This window comes from Anaerobutyricum soehngenii (assembly GCF_009697165.1).
Lineage (GTDB): Bacteria > Bacillota > Clostridia > Lachnospirales > Lachnospiraceae > Anaerobutyricum > Anaerobutyricum soehngenii.
Genome location: NZ_VULP01000010.1, coordinates 59,618 through 79,245, shown reverse-complemented (window position 1 = coordinate 79,245; position 19,628 = coordinate 59,618). Strand labels below are relative to the sequence as shown.

Sequence of the window (19,628 nt, the reverse complement as noted above, 5' to 3'; positions counted from 1 at the left end):
TTTTTTCTGGCTATCTAAATCTACAGTTTGGTGAGAATAGAGTCCTCCAGAAGGTTAAGGATTTTCGAGAAACTAAAGTCCAAAAGACTGACACATTTCTTCTGGAGTTTTCGTTTTTTGAGGCAAAATGAAGTGTTTGGCGCAACGGAACAAAATCAAACTTATAAAAATTCTCTTTTCTTTAGAAACCTCAATGCAATTCAGTAGAAAGATACTCACTTCTGGGGAAACCCCTTATTTTCCCACACAAAATCCTGATACCATCTGGAGCCAAAGAACAGAAAAGCAGAAATTTAATATAGAATAAAATGTGATGTCGGAGCAAGTAAAAATGCCGTTCAGGCATTTTCTACGCCGCGACTATCTTCACATTTTATTCTATATTAAATTTCTGCTTTTCGTTTCTTTAGTTCATCAAATCAGGATTTAATTATTTATTTCTCCTAAGTATCTGTAAATTGTTGCCTGTGAACAGGAGAATCTTTTTGCGACAAAAGGTATGGAGCCTTTTAATTGAAATAAACCCTGTTCATGAAGCTTTATCATAATCTCTTTTCGCTCATTCTGATTCAGACGGTCTACTGGTGTTTTAAGATTGGCAGTTGCATCATTGAAAATCTGTTCTCTTAGAGCTGCAACGTCTATTGCAAAGTTTTCCGTAATACTGCTGGATAAATCTTTTATATTATCCGTACTATTTGAAAGTCCAAAAGCTATATTTTTAATAAAATTTCCAGGATGGATCATGGAAAATAATTTCTCGTGAAGCTCCATATATCGGCTGTCATCGAAGTTAATACATAAAAGACCAATCGGATTCCCGTTGGAGTCTTTAATGAACATACTAGAAGAACGGAGAATATGTCCATTTTCCGCAACACCTTTATAATTGGCAATAAAATCATTCTCCTCATATACTTTGGAGGAAAGCATCTGAAATACAGCACTTGTAAGAGGACTGCCAATAGTCCTTCCGCTGATATGACCATTTTCGATTGCAATTACAGAATGATTCTTATTGGATAGGTCCTGAAGAACGACTTCGTAATCCGGGCCTAATACGCTGCCTAAAAACTTTACAGTGGTTTTATAGGAATAAAGTAAATCTAACATAACAGTTCCTTTCACCCTAACATCTTTATAGTGGAGTTGATAATTATTTACCAAGCAGAAAAATTATTATTGTGATAAAAATTTCTATAAATAAAATACCATAAAATGCGATAAAAATACAGTTTTTTTGAGAAAACAATGGATTGACTTTCCTAATTTTCCCCGATATAGTTATGTAAGAATGGAAAAATGGAGGAAGAATGATGGCAAAAAAGAAAATTTACGCCGTAAGAAAAGGAAATAAAACAGGATTATTTTATTCATGGGATGAATGTAAAAAAGCAGTGCATGGCTATTCTGGAGCAGAATATAAGGGATTTTTAACGAAGGAAGAAGCAGAAGATTTTTTAAATATTGGAGCAGTTAAGACAGCTACTGGTAAAAATTTTTCAACAGCAGCAACAAGTATAGATTCTAGTCCATTGACAACCTCAACACCTAACCGGCTTGTTGTTTATGTAGACGGAAGTTTTGACGTAAATCTTCAAAAATATTCTTTTGGCTGTGTTATTTTACTGGAAGATGGAAGAATCATCGAGCGATACGGAAATGGTGATGAGCCGGAACTTCTGGCTATTCGTAATGTGGCCGGAGAGATGCATGGAGCAATGTATGCAGTACAGTGGGCATTTGAAAACGGTTATTCTTCTGTTGTTCTTCATTATGATTATGAGGGAATTGAAAAATGGGCAACAGGTGTATGGACTGCGAAGAATCCACATACGAAGAAATATGCTGCATTTATGAGAAATATGCAGGAGAAGATGGAAGTTATATTCCAGAAAGTAAGAGCACACTCCGGAGATTATTATAATGAACAGGTTGATCAGCTTGCAAAGAAAGCTTTAATAAACGGGAATGGAATACCAGCTATCGATAAAATAAAAAAATAGGAGTTACAAATTAAAAAACATAAAAATATCATTTCTATGACAGCGGTTCTGTGCAATAGCATGGAACCGCCGTTTTTATTTTTCATAAAAACGCAACTCATTTGTATTTTCTTCTTGACTTTTCTCTTGAAAATGTCTAGAATATGAAATTGCAATCGACTTGCGTTTTTTGAGGTTATAAGGGAAAAATAGAATTACAAAGTGATAATGCTCGTAATGCTATAGAAAAGCTGGTTAAAGGACAGGAAAGGAAAGCGATTTATGAAACGGTTATTTAAAAAGAGAAGAATGTTATCTGCAAGTTCTTTGTTGCTGACGAGTCTTTTTCTGTGTCTTTTTTTATCGGTAGGTTGTTCTGTGATAAAAAATAACGCAGCAGAGACTCCGAATATTTTTGTCAATGAAAAAAAAGATAACAATGCAGAAGAGGATGTTATGGAGAAGGTTTCTAGTGATAAGATTTCAATTGTCTGTACTACTTTTCCGCAATATGACTGGGTGAAAAATATTATCGGAAATCAAGAGATGCGTTTTGATATAACATTATTACTGGATAATGGTGTGGATATGCATAGTTATCAGCCTACGATACGTGATATTGCAATTGCCGGTTCCGGGGATCTTTTTATTTATGTCGGAGGAGAATCTGATGCATGGGTTAGAGATGCTTTAAAAGAAGCGAAAAATAAAGATTTAAAAGCAATCAATCTCATGGAAGTTTTAGGCAATTCTGTAAAGGAAGAGGAAGTTGTAGAAGGAATGCAGGAAGGAAAAGGCTTTTTGGGACATTCTCATAAAGAAGAGGAAGAAGCAGATAATGTGGAAGAAGAACCAGAATATGATGAGCATATTTGGCTTTCTATCCGGAATGCAGAAATTCTTGTTAAAAATATTGCACAAGAAATAGCAAATATTGATGCACAAAATGCAGAAATTTATGAGAAAAATGCGGACTCTTATATTAAAAAGCTTGATCACTTGGATAAACAGTACGCTGCTACGATAAAAAACGGAAAGTATAAAGCGATTTTATTTGGAGATCGTTTTCCATTTCGCTATCTTGCAAATGATTATCAACTAAAATATTATGCGGCATTTGCTGGTTGTAGTGCAGAGACAATGGCAGGATTTGAAACGGTAACATTTCTTGCTCAAAAGATAGATACATTGCATTTGCCAGTCATATTAACAATAGAGAATTCAGATGGCCGGATTGCGGAATCAATCAAAGCGAATACAGCAAAGAAAGATCAGGGTATACTGGTAATGAATTCTTTGCAATCCGTTACAAACGAACAGCTTTTAGATGGAATCACATATTTGAAAGTAATGCGTGAGAACTTATCTGTTTTATCAAAAGCATTAAATTAAATAAAGAAGTATTCTTTAATTGAAAAAAGATTGAAACGTTGTAAATATTGTATCAAAATATTGCTATTAAAAAATAGAACAGCAATATTCTTCAGGGAAAGAGGGGATAGAGATGGCTTATCTTACATGTAAAAACTTAACATTAGGATATGAGGGACATGCCATTGTATCAGATTTGAATTTTAAAGTTGGAAAAGGTGATTATCTTTGTATTGTAGGGGAAAATGGAACAGGGAAAAGTACATTGATCAAAACACTTCTTCATCTACAGAATGCGATCAGTGGAGAAGTGATGGCTGGTGACGGATTAACAGCTTACGAAGTGGGATATCTGCCACAGCAAACGGTTGTTCAGAAAGATTTTCCGGCAACTGTAGAAGAAATCGTTCTTTCCGGTACGCTTGCAAAATGCGGATGGCGTCCTTTCTACAGTAAAGTGGAAAAACGTATGGCAGAGGAAAAAATGAAGAAAATGGATGTTTGGAATCTTCGAAAGTCCTGTTATCGAAATCTTTCCGGAGGGCAGCAGCAGAGAACTCTTTTGGCAAGAGCATTATGCGCCACCAGTAAGGTGATTTTATTAGATGAGCCGGTTACAGGTCTTGATCCAAAGGTAACAGCGGAATTTTACCAGATAACAAAAGATTTAAATGAAGAGGGAATCGCAGTTATTATGGTTTCCCACGATGTGCAGGCACTTACTTATGCAACACACATTCTTCATATGGATCAAAGAGATTCTTTTTACGGAACAAAAGAAGAGTATATGAACAGTGATAAGTGGAAGTTATTTAAAAACACAGAAGAAGACAGAATAGGGGGAGAGAAAAAATGACACACATCTTGCAGGAGCTTTCTTTTTATCTATCCTACCCGTTTGTGCGATATGCATTGATCGTCGGAGTTTTAATTGCATTGTGTTCTTCTCTTTTAGGAGTAACACTTGTGTTGAAGCGTTTTTCTTTTATTGGAGATGGCCTCTCCCATGTCGCTTTTGGAGCTATGGCAGTTGCTACTATTTTCAAATTGGTAAATAATACTATTTTTATTATGCCGGTAACGATCATTGCGGCGGTTTTGCTTCTTAGGACCGGACAAAATACGAAGATAAAAGGTGATGCTGCCATAGCGATGCTTTCTGTAAGTGCATTGGCAGTAGGATATCTTGTTATGAATATTTTTTCTACATCGGCAAATGTATCGGGAGATGTCTGTTCAACGTTATTTGGTTCTACAACGATTCTTACATTAACGGAAGGGGAAGTGATTAGCTGTATTATTATGTCTGTATTGGTCGTTGCATTTTTCATTTTGTTCTATAATCGGATTTTTGCAGTTACGTTTGATGAGAATTTTACAAAAGCGATTGGAAAAAATGCAGAAGGCTATAATCTGATGATTGCAGTAATTACCGCAGTAATCATTGTACTTGCAATGAGTCTGGTCGGTTCCCTTTTAATATCAGCACTTATTATATTTCCTGCACTTTCTGCGATGCGTGTAGCCCGGTCTTTCAAAGGTGTGGTTGTTTATGCAGCCATTCTTTCTGTTGTTGGTGCATTTTTTGGAATTGTGCTTTCTATTTTATGCTCTACACCTGTAGGAGCAACTATAGTAATTCTTGATCTGATTCTCTTTTTTATAAATTGTACAATTGGAAAAATAATAGGAAGATGAAAAAAACACTATTAAAATATCATTATTCTAAATTCGGTATTATTGTTAAAATGGGGAGAAAAATAATATTTAACAGAAATTTTACCAAATATTTCTGAAAAGAGATGGACATATAACTACAAAAAATGTATAATGAGTATAATAATGAGTAAAATACGAATTATGGGCAGATCAGTCGAGAGTCTGAGACGCGAAGCTAGAGGGCCTGTAACATGGCAGTAAGCCGCTACGTTTAAGATGCATTGTCTGAAGAGACAGTGCATCTTTGTTTTTGCAGGTGTATTTTCAGAAATAAAGGGAGACGATGTATGAAAAAGAAAAAATGGAACAGATTTCTCGCTGTAGTGTTATTAGCGGTGATGGTGGCATCGCTTTTATCAGGCTGTGGGAAAAAGAGCAGGGAACAGGAAAATAAAGAAACGATCCGGGTGTATTTGTGGACTACGAATCTGTATGAGAAATACGCACCGTATATCCAGTCTCAGCTTCCGGATGTAAATATTGAATTTGTAGTGGGAAATAATGATCTTGATTTTTATCGGTTTCTTCAGGAAAGTGATGGTATGCCAGATATTATTACCTGCTGCCGTTTTTCCCTGCATGATGCGCTGCCATTACAAAATAGTCTGATGGACTTGTCTACTACGAATGAAGCAGGAGCTGTCTATAATTCTTATCTTAACAGCTTTATGAATGAGGACGGCAGTGTGAACTGGCTTCCGGTTTGTGCGGATGCGCATGGATTTGTTGTTAATAAAGCACTTTTTGAGAAATATAATATTCCCCTTCCTACAGATTATAAAAGTTTTGTTTCTGCATGTCAGGCATTCGAGAAAGTAGGAATTCGAGGATTTGCTGCTGACTATTTTTATGATTATACTTGTATGGAGACGCTACAGGGGTTGTCCGCCTCAGAACTTTCCTCTACGGATGGACGCAAGTGGAGAACCGCATATAGTGATCCAGCAAGTACGGAAAAAGTTGGACTTGATAATGTTGTCTGGCCAGCTGCTTTTGACCGAATGGAACAATTTATTAAAGATACAAAACTTGAACCGGATGATATTAATCTTGATTATGATGTGGTAGATAATTTATATCAGAACGGGAAACTTGCTATGTACTTTGGAAGTTCTTTTGGAGTTAAGAAATATAAAGATCAGGGAATAGATACCGTATTTCTGCCGTTTTTTGAACAGAATGGAGAAAAGTGGATAATGACCACTCCTTATTTTCAGGTTGCTTTAAACAGTGAATTGGAAAAAGATGAGACACGCAGAGATAATGCGATGAAGGTTCTTAAGGTAATGCTTTCTGCAAAGGCACAGAATATAATTGCCGATGGACAGGATACGCTTAGTTACAGTCAGGATGTACCTCTTCATCTTACAGATTATCTAAAGGATGTAAAATCAGTAATTGAAGAGAATCATATGTATATTCGTATTGCTTCCAATGATTTTTTCAGTGTTTCCCAAGATGTGGTTTCAAAGATGATTACAGGTGAATATAACTCTCAGCAGGCATACAAAGCTTTTGATTCCATGCTTCGGCAATCGAAAGATACTTCTAACGAAAAAGTAGTTTTGAGCTCTCCGAAATCATATTCTAATTATTTTTATAGTGACGGAGGAAATGAATCGTATTCCGTAATGGCGAATACACTGCGCGGATATTATAAAAGTGATGTCTTACTTGCAACCAGTAATAGTTTTACCGGCAGTGTGCTTCAGGCAGATTATACGGAAAAGATGGCGGGAAATATGATTATGCCGAATGGTCTGTGTGCTTATAAAAAGAAAATGAGTGGTGCAGAATTATTGGAAACAGTCCAATCTTTTGTGGAAGGTACAAAGGGAGGTTTCCAGCCTTTTAATAAAGGTTCCTTACCTGTTGTCAGTGGAATTTCCATTGAAGTAAAGGAAAAGAATGGAAAGTATACGTTGCTTAAGATTAAGAAAGACGGAAAGCAGCTTAAGGAAGAGGATACGTTTACTGTGACTTGTCTTGCGACAGAGAATAATATGGCTCCTTTTCTTACAGATGAGGATCATGGATTTACAGAAGAGGAACAGCGGGTAAGAGATACGTGGGTGAATTATGTGTTACAAGGTAATGCTGTCCTTGCAGAGCCTGAACAATATATTACTTTGAGGGAATAAAGATGACTGACAGGAAGTATAGTATGAAAATGGAAAAACAGTTCAAAAGTAAACGAGCAGGAACCTTACTTGCTGCTATTGTTTTACTTATTGGAATTGTTACGGTCAGCATCCAGTATTTTAATTTTGTATCGCAGACGGTTTATCATGAAAGTGTTTCTCATTTGACTGAGATTTTCCATCAATCAAACAGTGCATTAAATGAGTTAGTCAATAAAAATTTGACATATCTTCATATGTGGAGTGAATATTTACAGAATACTTCAAGTGAAAGTGAAATTCGTGATTGCATAGATAATGCGCAGAAAGAGACGGAGTTTTCAAACTTTTATTTTCTGTCAGCCGAGGGAAAGTATCAAACGGTGGCAGGGGAAACAGGGTATCTTGGATTACAGGGAAATATTGAAGATCAGATCACACAGAAGAAAGATATTATCATGAACGCAACCTTGCCTGGAAAGCCACAATTACTTGTGTTTGCTTGCCCGGAAGTTTCTGGAACGTATCAGGGATTTGCATACGATGCTATTGCAGTTGCATATAACAACTCTGATATTGTAAAAGTACTGGATATCGCAGCTTTTGATGGAAATACAAGCAGTTATGTCATTCAATCGGACGGACGTGTCATGATTAACCATGCTGTAAACGGCCAAAAAGATGTATATAACTTTTTGGCATTTCTGAGAGAACATTCTGATCTTTCCGAAGAGGATGTCCTCGCCCTTGCAAAGAAATTTCAACAGGAAAACAGTGGTGCAATGCTTGTAAATCTGGATGGAAAGAAATACTATCTGATTTATGAAGCCGCAGAAATTATGAACTGGACATTACTGGGCATTGTTCCAGCAGATGTAGTCAATGCGAGTATGAATAATCTACAGTTTAAGACTATGTTTATTATTGGTGGGATTGTATTCAGTGTTGCGGTCATCATCATTATAATCATTCTAAAAGAAAACCGGTTGCGGCTGAAGAGAAAAGATACGGAAATTTTGTACAGAGACGAATTGTTTCAAAAATTATCGATGAATGTAGATGACATTTTCCTGATGATTGATGCAAAGACATCCAAGGTAGATTATGTGAGTCCGAATGTCGAAAAATTGCTTGGTATCACAGTAGAAGAAGTTCAGAAGGATATTCGTATTTTGGAAAAATTGCATCCGAAAGATTCTGAAGGAGAGAAGTCAAATTATCTGGAAAATCTTTTAGCAGATGAACAGCGAGAACAGGATTTTGAATATATTCATCAGAAGAGCAAGGAGCGGCGATGGTTTCATATTATTGCAATGGGCAGCAATGTAGAAGGTAAAAAGAAATGTATTCTGGTTATGTCTGACCGTACCGCTGATAAAAAAATGAATCAGGCGCTTTCAGAGGCTGTACGTGCAGCAGAAACTGCTAACCGGGCAAAAAGTACATTTCTTTCCAATATGTCTCACGATATTCGCACACCAATGAATGCAATTATTGGTTTTACTACATTGGCAGTAAGTAACATCAAGAATCAGGAAAAAGTACAGGACTATTTAAGCAAAATTCTCTCATCCAGTAATCATTTGCTTTCTCTTATCAATGATATTTTGGATATGAGCCGTATCGAGAGTGGAAAGATGCATTTAGAAGAAACAGAAGTCAATTTATCTGATCTGCTTCACGACCTGAAGACGATTATCGGTGGACAGATCCATGCAAAGCAGCTGGAACTTTACATGGATGTAATGGATGTTACAGATGAGGATGTGTATTGCGACAAGACAAGACTGAATCAGGTGTTGCTGAACTTGTTATCGAATGCCATTAAGTTCACCCCTGCCGGTGGAACAGTTTCTGTTCGACTTAAACAGTATCAAGGTACAGATAAAGAAAGAAGTTTATATGAAATTCGTGTAAAAGATACGGGAATCGGTATGAGCCCGGAATTTGCCCGGAAAATCTTTGATCCTTTTGAACGTGAGCGTACCTCTACAGTGAGTAAGACACAGGGAACCGGGCTGGGTATGGCTATTACTAGAAATATTGTTGATATGATGGGCGGAACGATTGGAATTCAGACAAAACAGGGTAAAGGAACCGAATTTATTGTTCGGTTGCCATTACGTATTCAATCTGGCCATCGTCATGTCGAAAAAATTGCGGAACTGGAAGGATTAAAGGCGCTGGTGGTAGATGATGATTTTAACACCTGTGACAGCGTGACGAAGATGTTAATAAAAGTAGGAATGCGTTCAGAATGGACCCTTTCTGGTAAAGAGGCAATTTTACGTGCCCGCCAGTCTATGGAAATGGGTGATGCTTTCCATGCATATATCATTGATTGGCGCCTGCCGGATATGAATGGTATTGAAGTTACACGCCGAATCCGCAGTTTAGGTGATGATACCCCGATTATTATACTTACTGCATATGACTGGTCAGAAATTGAAGAAGAAGCAAAAGATGCCGGTGTAACCGCATTTTGTTCAAAGCCGATGTTTATGTCTGATCTGCGGGAGACATTGATGACTGCATTAGGTGAAAAACAGGATGAGATTCACGATGGTGTATTCCCAAGTGTAAGTTCAGAATTTAAAAATAAACACATACTGCTTGTGGAAGATAATGAATTAAATCGCGAAATTGCTCTGGAAATCCTTACAAACTGTGGTTTCTGTATTGATACAGCAGAAAATGGTGTGGAAGCAGTAGAAAAAGTAAAAAATTCTACAGAGGAGATGTATGATTTGGTACTGATGGATATTCAGATGCCGGTTATGGATGGATACGAAGCTACCCGCCAAATTCGTGCAATTGATAATTCGGCATTAAGCAGAGTTCCGATTATTGCCATGACGGCAAATGCTTTTTCAGAGGACAAACAGACAGCAATTTCTGTAGGAATGAATGGTCATGTAGCAAAGCCAATTGATATAAATGTGCTTCTGCCAATGATATTAAAATATATGAAGTAATGTATATGCAGTCCAAAGAATGTCAGTATTACCGTTAAACCGATTAAAAATAGAGTTAAAATAATTGCACTGTATAATTTCCCTTGACAAATTAGAGTAGCTTGGGGTATATTGTATTCCACTTTGAAAATACATTCATTTTATGAAATGAGAAAAGGTGGGAAATTTATGACATTTTATCAAGAGCTGCAGCTTAGCTCAACTGGTTCAAAAGAATTAATTAAAAAGACAACAGACCCAAAGGAAAAGAGAAGGCACATCTTAATTTATAACGTTAAGGTATATCTTGTTGTAGCCTTCTGCTTTGCCTTAGTAACGCTGTTTAGCACAGTATTTGGTTCCGGAAATAGTGTAGCTGGTGTAGTTGTCCTGTTAGCGTTACTTGTTCTTCGACAGGCAGATTTCGGAATTAAAACAACACATGGTCTTTTGTGCATTGCAGGGATATTTGGAATTCTTATTGTAGGACCAAGACTTACTAACACTTTAGCCCCGATACCGGCATTCTTTGTGAATCTGTTCTTCATTATGTTATTAATGATTCTTGGCTGCCATAATATCATTATGTTCAATCATTCGACTTTTGTGTTAGGATATTTATTATTACAGGGATATGATGTTACAGGCGAAGAATATATTTTACGAATTGCCAGCTTACTGATTGGAATGATCATTTGTATGGCTGTATTCTATAAAAACCAGAAAAACCGCCCATATCGCAGAACTTTTCTTGATTTATTCCGAGAATTTAATCTTCGTTCCGCAAGAAACTGGTGGTATGTACGCCTGACTGTAATTGTTTCTACTGCGTTACTAATTATGTCATTATTAGGATTACCGCGTGCAATGTGGGCAGGAATTGCCTGTATGTCCGTCTGCCTGCCATTTTCCAGTGATCTTGTGGCAAGAGCGAAACTAAGAGGACCATATAATATTTTAGGCTCCCTGATTTTTGTAGTCCTTTATCTTGTACTGCCAAAGTCAATGTATCCATATATCGGAATTATCGGAGGAATCGGTGTCGGTTATTCCGCAGGATATGCATGGCAGACCGTATTTAATACCTTTGGAGCATTGTCTATTGCTTCTAACCTGTTTGGCATGACCGGAGCAGTAATTCTTCGTATTGGAGCGAATGTATTTGCTTCTGTTTATACTGTAGTGATAGACAAATTATTAAATAAAATTTTCGAAAATTCAACTGAGTTATCTCCAGAATATAACTCGTAAAAAGAACAGTATAAAAAGATATAACACAAAGATATAAAAAGAGCTTTACATAATCTTATTGGAGCTCTTTTTTGTTTTATTTTTATATAATAAAAGTTAAACAGGAAATTAAATAGACAATGATATGTAAAAAATGTATAATAAAAAAGAGATTAGTAAGTTAAAATCGTAAAAAATTATTTTTAGAGGGGAACGGGAGAAAACAATGAAGGCATATACATATGTTTCAGAAGGAAAATTTGAACTGACGGAAAAACAAAAACCGGTTCTTATGCATGAACGAGATGCCATTGTTAAGATAACACTTGCAAGCATTTGTTCAAGCGACCTGCATATTAAACATGGTAGTGTTCCTCGCGCTGTTTTAGGAATAACAATTGGGCATGAGATGGTCGGAGTTGTTGAATCAGTTGGCGATGCTGTCACTCATGTAAAACCGGGAGATCGTGTAACTGTCAATGTAGAGACTTTTTGTGGAGAATGTTTTTTCTGTAAAAAAGGCTACGTCAACAATTGTACGAATGAGAATGGAGGCTGGGCCCTTGGTTGTCGTATAGATGGCGGACAGGCAGAATATGTACGCGTTCCTTTTGCAGATCAGGGCTTAAATAAGATTCCGGAAAATGTTACCGACAGACAGGCATTACTGGTAGGGGATGTCCTTGCTACTGGCTATTGGGCAGCGCGTATTTCTGAGATTACAGAAGAAGATACCGTACTCATTATTGGAGCTGGTCCTACAGGTATTTGTACATTACTTTGTGTTATGCTAAAGAAACCACAGCGTATCATTATGTGCGAAAAAGATGAAGATCGCCTTCAGTTTATCAACGAACATTACCCGGAGGTTCTTACTGTTTCACCAGAAGAATGTGCAGACTTTGTTCAAGCGAATAGTGAGCATGGCGGGGCAGACATAGTTTTAGAAGTCGCAGGAGCAGATTCTACATTTCGACTGGCATGGGAATGCGCCAGACCAAATGCTATTGTAACTATAGTTGCACTTTATAATGAAGCACAGACATTACCGCTTCCAGATATGTATGGGAAAAATCTTACATTTAAAACAGGAGGAGTTGACGGTTGTGACTGTGAGAAAACACTGAAATTAATTGCAGAGGGCAAAATCGATACAGAACCACTGATTACACATACTTATCCCCTTAGTAGGATTGAAGAAGCATATGAACTCTTTGAAAATAAAAGAGATGGGGTCATCAAAGTAGCTGTGGAATGTTGATGAGAAGCTTTTTTAGAAAGAATAAAAACAGCAGATATGGAGGGTGAAAAATGCAGACAATAACATCAGCTTACGCAAATAAAATGCTTAAGAGTTTGGAAGAAGATAAGGCTTTCTGGGTAAATAAAGAAGCAGCATCAAGTACGTATGTCGCTGCTATTAATGAGGAGCCGGTTATACCAGAATATGATTATTCAGAAGTGGCATCCATGATTACAGCTATTGATGAAAAGATTGCGATCATCAAGCATGTATTGAATGTAACAAATACAACTGCAAAGGTTCAGGTAGGTAACTCAGAAATGAGCATTGATACCATTCTTATCAAGATGGCGCAGTTAAATAAAAGAAAAGGTGTACTGGATCAGATGCGTAAACAGCTTCCGAAATCAAGACAGGAACAACATTCCTATACATCTAGAAATACTGTTCCGGAGTACAGATATATCAACTACGATTTGGAATTAATAAAGCAGGAGTATGAAAATGTATCCAAGACCATTATGGAAATGCAGATGGCCTTGGATAAATACAACCAGACGGTACAGTTTGAAGTAGACATCTAAAATTACTTTCCGTACAGGGCATCTTGAAATTGATAATGGTTCAAGAAGTTTTTGTTCAGAGTTAAAGTGTATCTGTTATAAGTTATTCGTTATCGGTTTTATGTTCAAAGAAAAGATAAAAAGGATGTAATTTTTTAACAGAGCCTTGTAGAAAACCTGCGTGTGGAGGTTCGGTTCTAAGCACAGGCTGCGGGAAATCTTTGGATTTCCCGCAGTAATTTTTATTTATGCTTTCAGATGAAGAACTCTCCCTGTAGCAAATCAGAATTATTGTTTATACCAAAACTGTAGAATCTTATAAGTCCATCTTGTCGGTTTACTTACTGGATATTTTCCAAAGTAGATTTTAACAGTTTTTGATTTACCAGGTTTTAGGTTTACAGTAAGTGTTTTTGTCTTTTTTGGGCGGCAATCATCTAAAACATCATCAAAGAATAATGTAGAAGACAGCTTAACTTTGGTTATAGGGTATTGTGTTTTATTTGTCAGTTTAATTTTTACAGTAGATTCTCCATGTAAGTTTCCATAATCAAGTCCTGCTTTTTTCGACTTTAGTTGACTGAATTTCGGTTTTGGCTTCGCCTTTTTTACAGTAATTTTTATTTTCTGTTTTTTTCCATTAATAGTAGCAGTGATTGTTGCTTTTCCAGCTTTTTTAGGAATTAGTTTTTCACCAGATACTTTTATAATTTTTTTATTGTTTGATTTTATTTTCTTTATCTCAGGTTTATTTCCTCGAAATGTAATAAAGTGACGGATAGAATATTTCTGTCCCGTTGTCATTGTACCCGTTTTATCACTAAAAGAAGCAATGGACTTTTTTACCGTAACATGGATAACTTTAGTAATCGTTTTGTACTTAATAGTTATCGCAGCCGTTCCAACTTTTTTTGCAGATAATTGAATACCAACATCCATATCAGGATCATAAGAACCAAAATCCATGTTGTCTACTCCAAAAATATCCACAACGGAAGGATCAGAGGAAGTAACTAGTACATTATAGGATGGGACTCTCTGCACATCCGGATCATTTATTTTCGCAATAATTACATTGTAATCACCGGGATACATATTTTTTAAATCAGCAATCCGGGTCGTATCAAGCCACATTTGTAAATTAGAATCCCAGGTTCCTTTTGCCTGTGCCGGAGCAGAGAAACTCAGGCACAGAATTAAAAGTGGGATAAGTAAAAAGATTCGTTGGATTCCAAAGATGAAATATAAAAGATTCTTTAATTCCTGTTCATTTTTTTTGTTTAACATGTTCAATTCCCCCTTTTTATGAAATGAATTTCCGGAGCCTTCCCTTCATTTGCTTTTATAGGATCGTTATAACTGCCGATATTCTTATCAGTGCAAATATAATAGCCAGTACTCCGATTCCAAAAAACAACAAACTAAAGAAGCGATTACCTCCGCCTGTTATATCGTTTAAGGTTTCTGTTACATCTGCTGGATTTTTTGGATTATAATATCCAGGATATTCTTTTCCGATAGGATACTGATCGATAGAACTTCCTATGCGGGTATGATATTCATATCGTTGACCATTTACCGTATACTCGTAAACTGGAGTATACGAGGTGACAGAAATTCTGCTTTCTGGTCCCTGTTCGTTTGAATTTGTTTCTTCCCATTCATTTTTTTCTACTCTGATTACACGCAATGTGGTATGTCCTGTGTAGCGCTGCTGATATTCTTCATTTTTTTTAGCTGCGTTGTTCCACAGTTTTTTTCCAAACCAGATAAACAGGAATCCTAAAAGTAGCGGGAGTGCCGCTAAAATAAAAGAATAAATATGAAAATATGTCATAGTTTCCCTCCTTTTTATATCTTATTTTGAAAATAGTTTCTATATGTTTATTATAAAAAAATATTTTTATAAAAACAGTGTCTTACAGTCACTATTTCGTTGAAAATGGATACTCATCTGCAAAAACGGTATGTCCACTGGAATCATTTGTAAATAATGCTGGAAGTAAAAAGAAAATCATGCTATAGTAAACAAGGCAGAAAATATAGTAGTTGCTGAAGAAAGTTATATACTTCCATAAAAACCGTAGATAGTTAATAATGGTATCAAAATAAATAGTAAGGTGGGGTACATATGAAACAAGATACTTTAGAAGGAAAAGCGAAAACAAAAAATGGTGTAAAACGATTATGCTTTTCCATTGTCTGTATTCTTCTTGAAGTGATTTTTATTATTGTTATGGTAACACGCTTGAATGAATATGCAGAAGTTGTAAATTTATTCACCAGGATTTTCAGTGGTATTTTAGTTTTGGGATTATATGCATCAGATAAGACTTCTTCCATGAAAATGCCCTGGGTTATTTTAATTTTAATTTTTCCTGTTATGGGGGTTGGACTATATTTACTGATCGGTTTAAACGGTGGTACCCATAAAATGAGGGAGAGATATGCTGAGATTGATAAAATATTATTACCTATGCTTCCGGATAATCAGGAGAGTTTAAACAGGATAAAAGAAAAGATTCCAAAGGCTGGAAATATAGCAGATTATATATACAGGAATTCGCAGTATCCTATTTATCAGAATACAGATATTGTCTATTATGATGAGGCTGCGAAAGGATTAGAAGCACAGCTTGAAGATCTCTCAAAAGCACAGAAATTTATTTTTATGGAATACCACGCAATAGAAGATGCCGAAGCGTGGCATAAAATACAAAGTGTTTTGGAGGAACGAGTAAAAGCAGGTGTTGAAGTTCGAGTTTTCTATGATGATATGGGCTCGATTGGTTTTATTACTACAGATTTTGTTAAAAAAATGGAACGGATAGGGATTCATTGCCGGGTTTTTAATCCATTTATGCCCGGATTAAATTTATTTTTAAATAATCGTGATCATAGAAAAATAACGGTTATTGATGGAAAAATTGGATTTACAGGTGGTTATAATCTTGCAAATGAATATTTTAATTATACACATCCGTATGGGCAGTGGAAAGATACCGGAATCCGTTTAGAGGGTGATGCTGTTTGTTCACTTACTGTAACATTTTTGGAAATGTGGAATGCGATCAGCGATAAAGATACGAATGATCTTGATTTTAAAAAATATATTTGTCATCCTGAATATAAAGCTTGTCAAACCGGATTTGTTCAGCCTTATGCAGACAGTCCGATGGATAATGAACAGGTAGGGGAAGAAGTTTATATCAGCATGATCAATAAAGCAGAAAAATACTGCTGGTTTATGACACCATATTTGATTATAACAGACGAAATGACACATGCCTTATGTCTGGCAGCTAAAAGAGGCGTTGATGTAAGAATTATTACACCAGGTATTCCAGATAAAAAGTTTATTTATAGTATTACGCGTTCTTTTTATCATGGATTGGTGAAACATGGTGTACGTATTTATGAATGGGTACCAGGCTTTTGTCATGCAAAAATGAGTGTGGCAGATGACTGTATGGCAACTTGTGGAACGATTAATCTGGATTATCGAAGCTTATATCATCATTTTGAAAATGGATGTTTTATGGCAGATTGTCAGACTGTGATAGAAATAAGGGACGACCTGACAAGAATAATAAAAGAGTGTCGTGATGTGACAGATCAGTATCGTACAGGACGCAGTGCATATTTACGATTGGGGCAATTATTTATGAGATTATTCGCAGGATTATTATAAAAATGCGGATGGAAGAGACGATTGTTAATTAAATAAGTGATATCAAAGAGACGTTTTTAAGTTACTCTTGCAATGTAATCCTGAGGGAGACATTATTGATTGTATGATAACTGAAAATGTCTCTTATTTTTATGATTTTCTATTGACATCCGAAAAGATGTTCGCTATAATACAAACATATATACGGAATATATGTTCGGAATATTTGTTTGGAACATATGTATTGCACGAATTATTTATAATATGTACTTTCGGAATCTCTTTGTGCTTGATTTTGCAAGAAAGACTCCGAGAGTACATCAATTAAGTATGGAGGGGTTTTTTATGCAAGAGATGAGTATCAGAACAACTGCACAGATTTATAATTTTTCAGAATTGCAGAAGAAGAAGCACGAGAGAGAACTTCGTGAAAAGCGTCCATTTTTTATTACAGGGATTATAATATTCATTAGTTTATTGACGATATGCTGTTTCTTGTATTTTAGCAACAGCATAGTCAGAGCGAAGGAGCCTTCTTCTGATATCCAGTATAAAGTAGTGGAAGTACAAGAAGGAGACAGCCTGTGGTCTATTGCCAGAGAGAATATGGAAGAGAAATCCAACGATTATGGTTTTACTGATATTTATCAATATATACATGAGATTAAGAAGTGTAATAATATGAAGTCAAATCAGATAAATACAGGATGCTATCTAATGGTGCCATATTATAATTAATTTTTTAATAGAGCCATTGAACAAGAAGCCCCCACTTCAAAATCTATGATTTAAGTGGGGGGAGCATGTCACATACAAAACAAAAAGCATAGTATCCTATTTTCAATACTCAGACGAGTATTATTCATATGATACTATGCTTTTTAATTTCATCTTTTTAAACTTTTTAAAATGCAGCAGATTGTGGTTATTTTTCTCGTAGTTGTATTTTACCGGCTGCCATTCTTCGTCGTTGATCCTCCATAGCGGCATAATGTTTTCTTGTTGTATTTACATCTTTATGTCCAAGAACATCAGCAACCAGATAGATGTCACCGGTTTCCTGATAGAGCTGCGTACCATAAGTACTACGTAATTTATGTGGTGTTATCGTTTTTAACGGAGTGACAGGACGAGCATATTTTTTTACAAGGTTCTCTACTGCCCGAACACTGATACGTCTCTTTTGCATTGACAGAAAGAGCGCATCTTCTGAACCTTCTTTTGGAATTATGTTTTCCCGCTCATCCAGATAATCAAGAAGGGCTTTCCGAACTTCCTCTCCAAAGTATAAGATAACTTCTGCGCCACCTTTTCGATGAATCTTCATTCCGTTTGTTTCAAAGTCAAGATTGGATATATCAAGACCAACACATTCGGATACACGAATTCCTGTGCCAAGAAGGAGAGTGAGAATTGCCAGATCTCGTACTTTTGTTTTATTATGATATTTCTTTTGAGACGTTGTTAAATTCTCTCCATCCTCTACAGCATCTAACAATTTGGCAATTTCATCGATTTCTAATCGTGTAATAGCATGTTCATGCTTCTTTGGAAGATTTAGAAGACTGGCTGTATTGTTTTTTATTGCCTGCTTTCTGTAAAAGAATTTATAAAATGTCCGCATGCTTGCTGTTTTTCTCATGCGTCCTCTTTCTTCATTTGTATGGACTTTATTATCGGCATCCTCATAAAGCTTTAAATAATCTAAATATTCTTCGAGCTGGGTTAAAGTTACTTTATCAAGAACTGTTACAGGCCATGTTTTTAAACTTCCTTCCTCGATGGATGGATACTTTTCCTGCAGAAAATGAAAGAATATTTTTAGATCATATGCATAAGCGATACGGGTTCGGGAAGAAGTAGTAGGTTCAATTCCTCGAAAAAATTCTTTGCAAAAATCAGGAAGTTCCACACAAAGTTCTCGAAGCTTTATCTCATTTTTCATTGTAATCTGCTCATTATAGGTTGGTTGCTGCAAAGTTATTGCTCCTTTCTCTCATGAATCTTGTCAACATTTACAACATCATCAAGCACTGCACGAATCATACGTGCTTTTGCACCAGGATATTGATGATTAATTTCTCCTATAAGATTCTTTACATCCTCCCTTTTTGTTAAACCGTCAACAGGGCAGGGACTTTTTACTACCGGAAGTTGATATTCTTTTACAAATCCTTTCACATCTCCCTCATACAAGAAAAGAAGTGGCCGGATTACTGTAATACCGGAACGGTCGAGGTATGTAACTGGTGCAAATGTATGAATTCTTCCCTCAAATAGAAATGACATCATCATAGATTCCAAGAGATCATCCTTATGATGCGCATAGGCAACTTTATTACATCCTAGTTTTTTTACCGCATCATTTAATGCACCTTTACGCATTTTTGCACAAAGAGAACAGGGATTGCTTTCCTCACGAATGTGAAAGACAACCTCTGCAATCTGCGTTTTAATAACATGATATTCCACATCTCGTTCTTTGCAAAATTTCCGTATTCCATCTAAATTCAGGTTATCAAATCCTAAGTCAACAGTTACAGCCACAATATCAAACTTATGCGGATAAAACTTTCGTAAACAGGAGAGCGCATAAAGGAGTGTTAAACTATCTTTGCCTCCTGAAATTCCTACTGCGATTTTATCATTTTCCTGAATCATTCCATATTCGTCAATTGCCTGGCGAGTTAAGCTTAATAATTTCTGTAATTTCATATAATAATTCCTAACATATTTTTATTTATCTTTTATTTATCTTAGCACAAATGTTCTA

General features: G+C 36.0%; 16 protein-coding genes. 11 read left to right on the top strand and 5 right to left on the bottom strand.

Annotated features, from left to right (window positions below; translation table 11 throughout):
- Positions 1 to 426 precede the first annotated feature (426 nt).
- Positions 427 to 1,113 carry a helix-turn-helix transcriptional regulator gene (locus FYJ25_RS06615; protein ID WP_147607865.1) on the bottom strand — a complete coding sequence of 229 codons (687 nt, stop codon included), beginning with the start codon at positions 1,111 to 1,113 and terminating at the stop codon, positions 427 to 429.
- A 203-nt stretch (positions 1,114 to 1,316) separates the two neighbouring features.
- On the opposite strand from FYJ25_RS06615, the gene FYJ25_RS06610 reads away from it, so the two are divergent.
- The 9 genes from FYJ25_RS06610 to FYJ25_RS06570 all read left to right on the top strand — a co-directional run bounded on the left by FYJ25_RS06610 (position 1,317) and on the right by FYJ25_RS06570 (position 13,206).
- Positions 1,317 to 2,006 (top strand): ribonuclease H1 domain-containing protein, encoded by a 690-nt coding sequence (locus tag FYJ25_RS06610; protein WP_154580850.1) that lies wholly within the window; start codon positions 1,317 to 1,319, stop codon positions 2,004 to 2,006.
- Positions 2,007 to 2,267: 261 nt separating this feature from the next.
- Entirely contained in the window at positions 2,268 to 3,377 is a 1,110-nt protein-coding gene (locus FYJ25_RS06605; RefSeq protein ID WP_243145694.1) for a metal ABC transporter substrate-binding protein, read from the top strand.
- Positions 3,378 to 3,489: 112 nt separating this feature from the next.
- Positions 3,490 to 4,212: a metal ABC transporter ATP-binding protein gene (locus FYJ25_RS06600; protein WP_154580849.1), complete on the top strand. Its 723-nt coding sequence runs from the start codon at positions 3,490 to 3,492 to the stop codon at positions 4,210 to 4,212.
- On the top strand, positions 4,209 to 5,054 hold the full coding sequence (locus FYJ25_RS06595; protein WP_154580848.1) for a metal ABC transporter permease: 846 nt from the start codon (positions 4,209 to 4,211) through the stop codon (positions 5,052 to 5,054). Before FYJ25_RS06600 ends, FYJ25_RS06595 begins: the two co-directional genes overlap by 4 nt.
- A gap of 308 nt (positions 5,055 to 5,362) precedes the next feature.
- The gene (locus FYJ25_RS06590) at positions 5,363 to 7,216 is read left to right on the top strand and encodes an ABC transporter substrate-binding protein (RefSeq protein ID WP_154580847.1); all 1,854 of its coding nucleotides are present in this window, start codon (positions 5,363 to 5,365) and stop codon (positions 7,214 to 7,216) included.
- Positions 7,217 to 7,218: 2 nt separating this feature from the next.
- A complete protein-coding gene (locus FYJ25_RS06585; protein WP_154580846.1) occupies positions 7,219 to 10,170 on the top strand; it encodes a response regulator in 2,952 nt (983 codons plus the stop codon).
- Positions 10,171 to 10,338: 168 nt separating this feature from the next.
- A complete protein-coding gene (locus FYJ25_RS06580) occupies positions 10,339 to 11,400 on the top strand; it encodes an FUSC family protein (RefSeq protein ID WP_154580845.1) in 1,062 nt (353 codons plus the stop codon).
- 205 nt (positions 11,401 to 11,605) lie between these two features.
- Positions 11,606 to 12,640, top strand: coding sequence for an alcohol dehydrogenase (locus FYJ25_RS06575; protein WP_147607857.1), 1,035 nt, complete (start codon positions 11,606 to 11,608; stop codon positions 12,638 to 12,640).
- Positions 12,641 to 12,690: 50 nt separating this feature from the next.
- Positions 12,691 to 13,206, top strand: coding sequence for a hypothetical protein (locus FYJ25_RS06570; protein WP_154580844.1), 516 nt, complete (start codon positions 12,691 to 12,693; stop codon positions 13,204 to 13,206).
- Positions 13,207 to 13,473: 267 nt separating this feature from the next.
- On the opposite strand, the gene FYJ25_RS06565 is transcribed toward FYJ25_RS06570, so the two are convergent.
- Together FYJ25_RS06565 and FYJ25_RS06560 are read right to left on the bottom strand one after the other, a co-directional pair.
- Positions 13,474 to 14,472 (bottom strand): hypothetical protein, encoded by a 999-nt coding sequence (locus tag FYJ25_RS06565; protein WP_154580843.1) that lies wholly within the window; start codon positions 14,470 to 14,472, stop codon positions 13,474 to 13,476.
- A gap of 55 nt (positions 14,473 to 14,527) precedes the next feature.
- Positions 14,528 to 15,022, bottom strand: coding sequence for a DUF3592 domain-containing protein (locus tag FYJ25_RS06560; RefSeq protein ID WP_154580842.1), 495 nt, complete (start codon positions 15,020 to 15,022; stop codon positions 14,528 to 14,530).
- A gap of 294 nt (positions 15,023 to 15,316) precedes the next feature.
- On the opposite strand from FYJ25_RS06560, the gene cls reads away from it, so the two are divergent.
- Both cls and FYJ25_RS06550 read left to right on the top strand, forming a co-directional pair.
- Positions 15,317 to 16,876, top strand: coding sequence for a cardiolipin synthase (gene cls / locus FYJ25_RS06555; protein ID WP_154580841.1), 1,560 nt, complete (start codon positions 15,317 to 15,319; stop codon positions 16,874 to 16,876).
- A 324-nt stretch (positions 16,877 to 17,200) separates the two neighbouring features.
- Positions 17,201 to 17,593, top strand: coding sequence for a LysM peptidoglycan-binding domain-containing protein (locus tag FYJ25_RS06550; protein WP_157908558.1), 393 nt, complete (start codon positions 17,201 to 17,203; stop codon positions 17,591 to 17,593).
- Between the two features lie 187 nt (positions 17,594 to 17,780).
- Here FYJ25_RS06550 and FYJ25_RS06545 read toward each other — a convergent pair whose 3' ends face one another.
- A complete protein-coding gene (locus FYJ25_RS06545) occupies positions 17,781 to 18,833 on the bottom strand; it encodes a tyrosine-type recombinase/integrase (protein ID WP_147607853.1) in 1,053 nt (350 codons plus the stop codon).
- Between the two features lie 2 nt (positions 18,834 to 18,835).
- Entirely contained in the window at positions 18,836 to 19,570 is a 735-nt protein-coding gene (locus FYJ25_RS06540; protein WP_154580840.1) for a tRNA 2-thiocytidine biosynthesis TtcA family protein, read from the bottom strand.
- Positions 19,571 to 19,628 lie beyond the last annotated feature (58 nt).

Excerpts from the sequence above, each read along its gene's own strand:
- FYJ25_RS06585 (WP_154580846.1), top strand. The coding sequence starts at position 7,219 with ATGACTGACAGGAAGTATAGTATGAAAATGGAAAAACAGTTCAAAAGT.
- FYJ25_RS06560 (WP_154580842.1), bottom strand. The coding sequence starts at position 15,022 with ATGACATATTTTCATATTTATTCTTTTATTTTAGCGGCACTCCCGCTA.
- FYJ25_RS06590 (WP_154580847.1), top strand. The coding sequence starts at position 5,363 with ATGAAAAAGAAAAAATGGAACAGATTTCTCGCTGTAGTGTTATTAGCG.
- FYJ25_RS06605 (WP_243145694.1), top strand. The coding sequence starts at position 2,268 with ATGAAACGGTTATTTAAAAAGAGAAGAATGTTATCTGCAAGTTCTTTG.
- FYJ25_RS06615 (WP_147607865.1), bottom strand. The coding sequence starts at position 1,113 with ATGTTAGATTTACTTTATTCCTATAAAACCACTGTAAAGTTTTTAGGC.
- cls (WP_154580841.1), top strand. The coding sequence starts at position 15,317 with ATGAAACAAGATACTTTAGAAGGAAAAGCGAAAACAAAAAATGGTGTA.
- FYJ25_RS06575 (WP_147607857.1), top strand. The coding sequence starts at position 11,606 with ATGAAGGCATATACATATGTTTCAGAAGGAAAATTTGAACTGACGGAA.
- FYJ25_RS06550 (WP_157908558.1), top strand. The coding sequence starts at position 17,201 with ATGCAAGAGATGAGTATCAGAACAACTGCACAGATTTATAATTTTTCA.
- FYJ25_RS06540 (WP_154580840.1), bottom strand. The coding sequence starts at position 19,570 with ATGAAATTACAGAAATTATTAAGCTTAACTCGCCAGGCAATTGACGAA.
- FYJ25_RS06595 (WP_154580848.1), top strand. The coding sequence starts at position 4,209 with ATGACACACATCTTGCAGGAGCTTTCTTTTTATCTATCCTACCCGTTT.
- FYJ25_RS06600 (WP_154580849.1), top strand. The coding sequence starts at position 3,490 with ATGGCTTATCTTACATGTAAAAACTTAACATTAGGATATGAGGGACAT.
- FYJ25_RS06570 (WP_154580844.1), top strand. The coding sequence starts at position 12,691 with ATGCAGACAATAACATCAGCTTACGCAAATAAAATGCTTAAGAGTTTG.
- FYJ25_RS06580 (WP_154580845.1), top strand. The coding sequence starts at position 10,339 with ATGACATTTTATCAAGAGCTGCAGCTTAGCTCAACTGGTTCAAAAGAA.
- FYJ25_RS06565 (WP_154580843.1), bottom strand. The coding sequence starts at position 14,472 with ATGTTAAACAAAAAAAATGAACAGGAATTAAAGAATCTTTTATATTTC.
- FYJ25_RS06610 (WP_154580850.1), top strand. The coding sequence starts at position 1,317 with ATGGCAAAAAAGAAAATTTACGCCGTAAGAAAAGGAAATAAAACAGGA.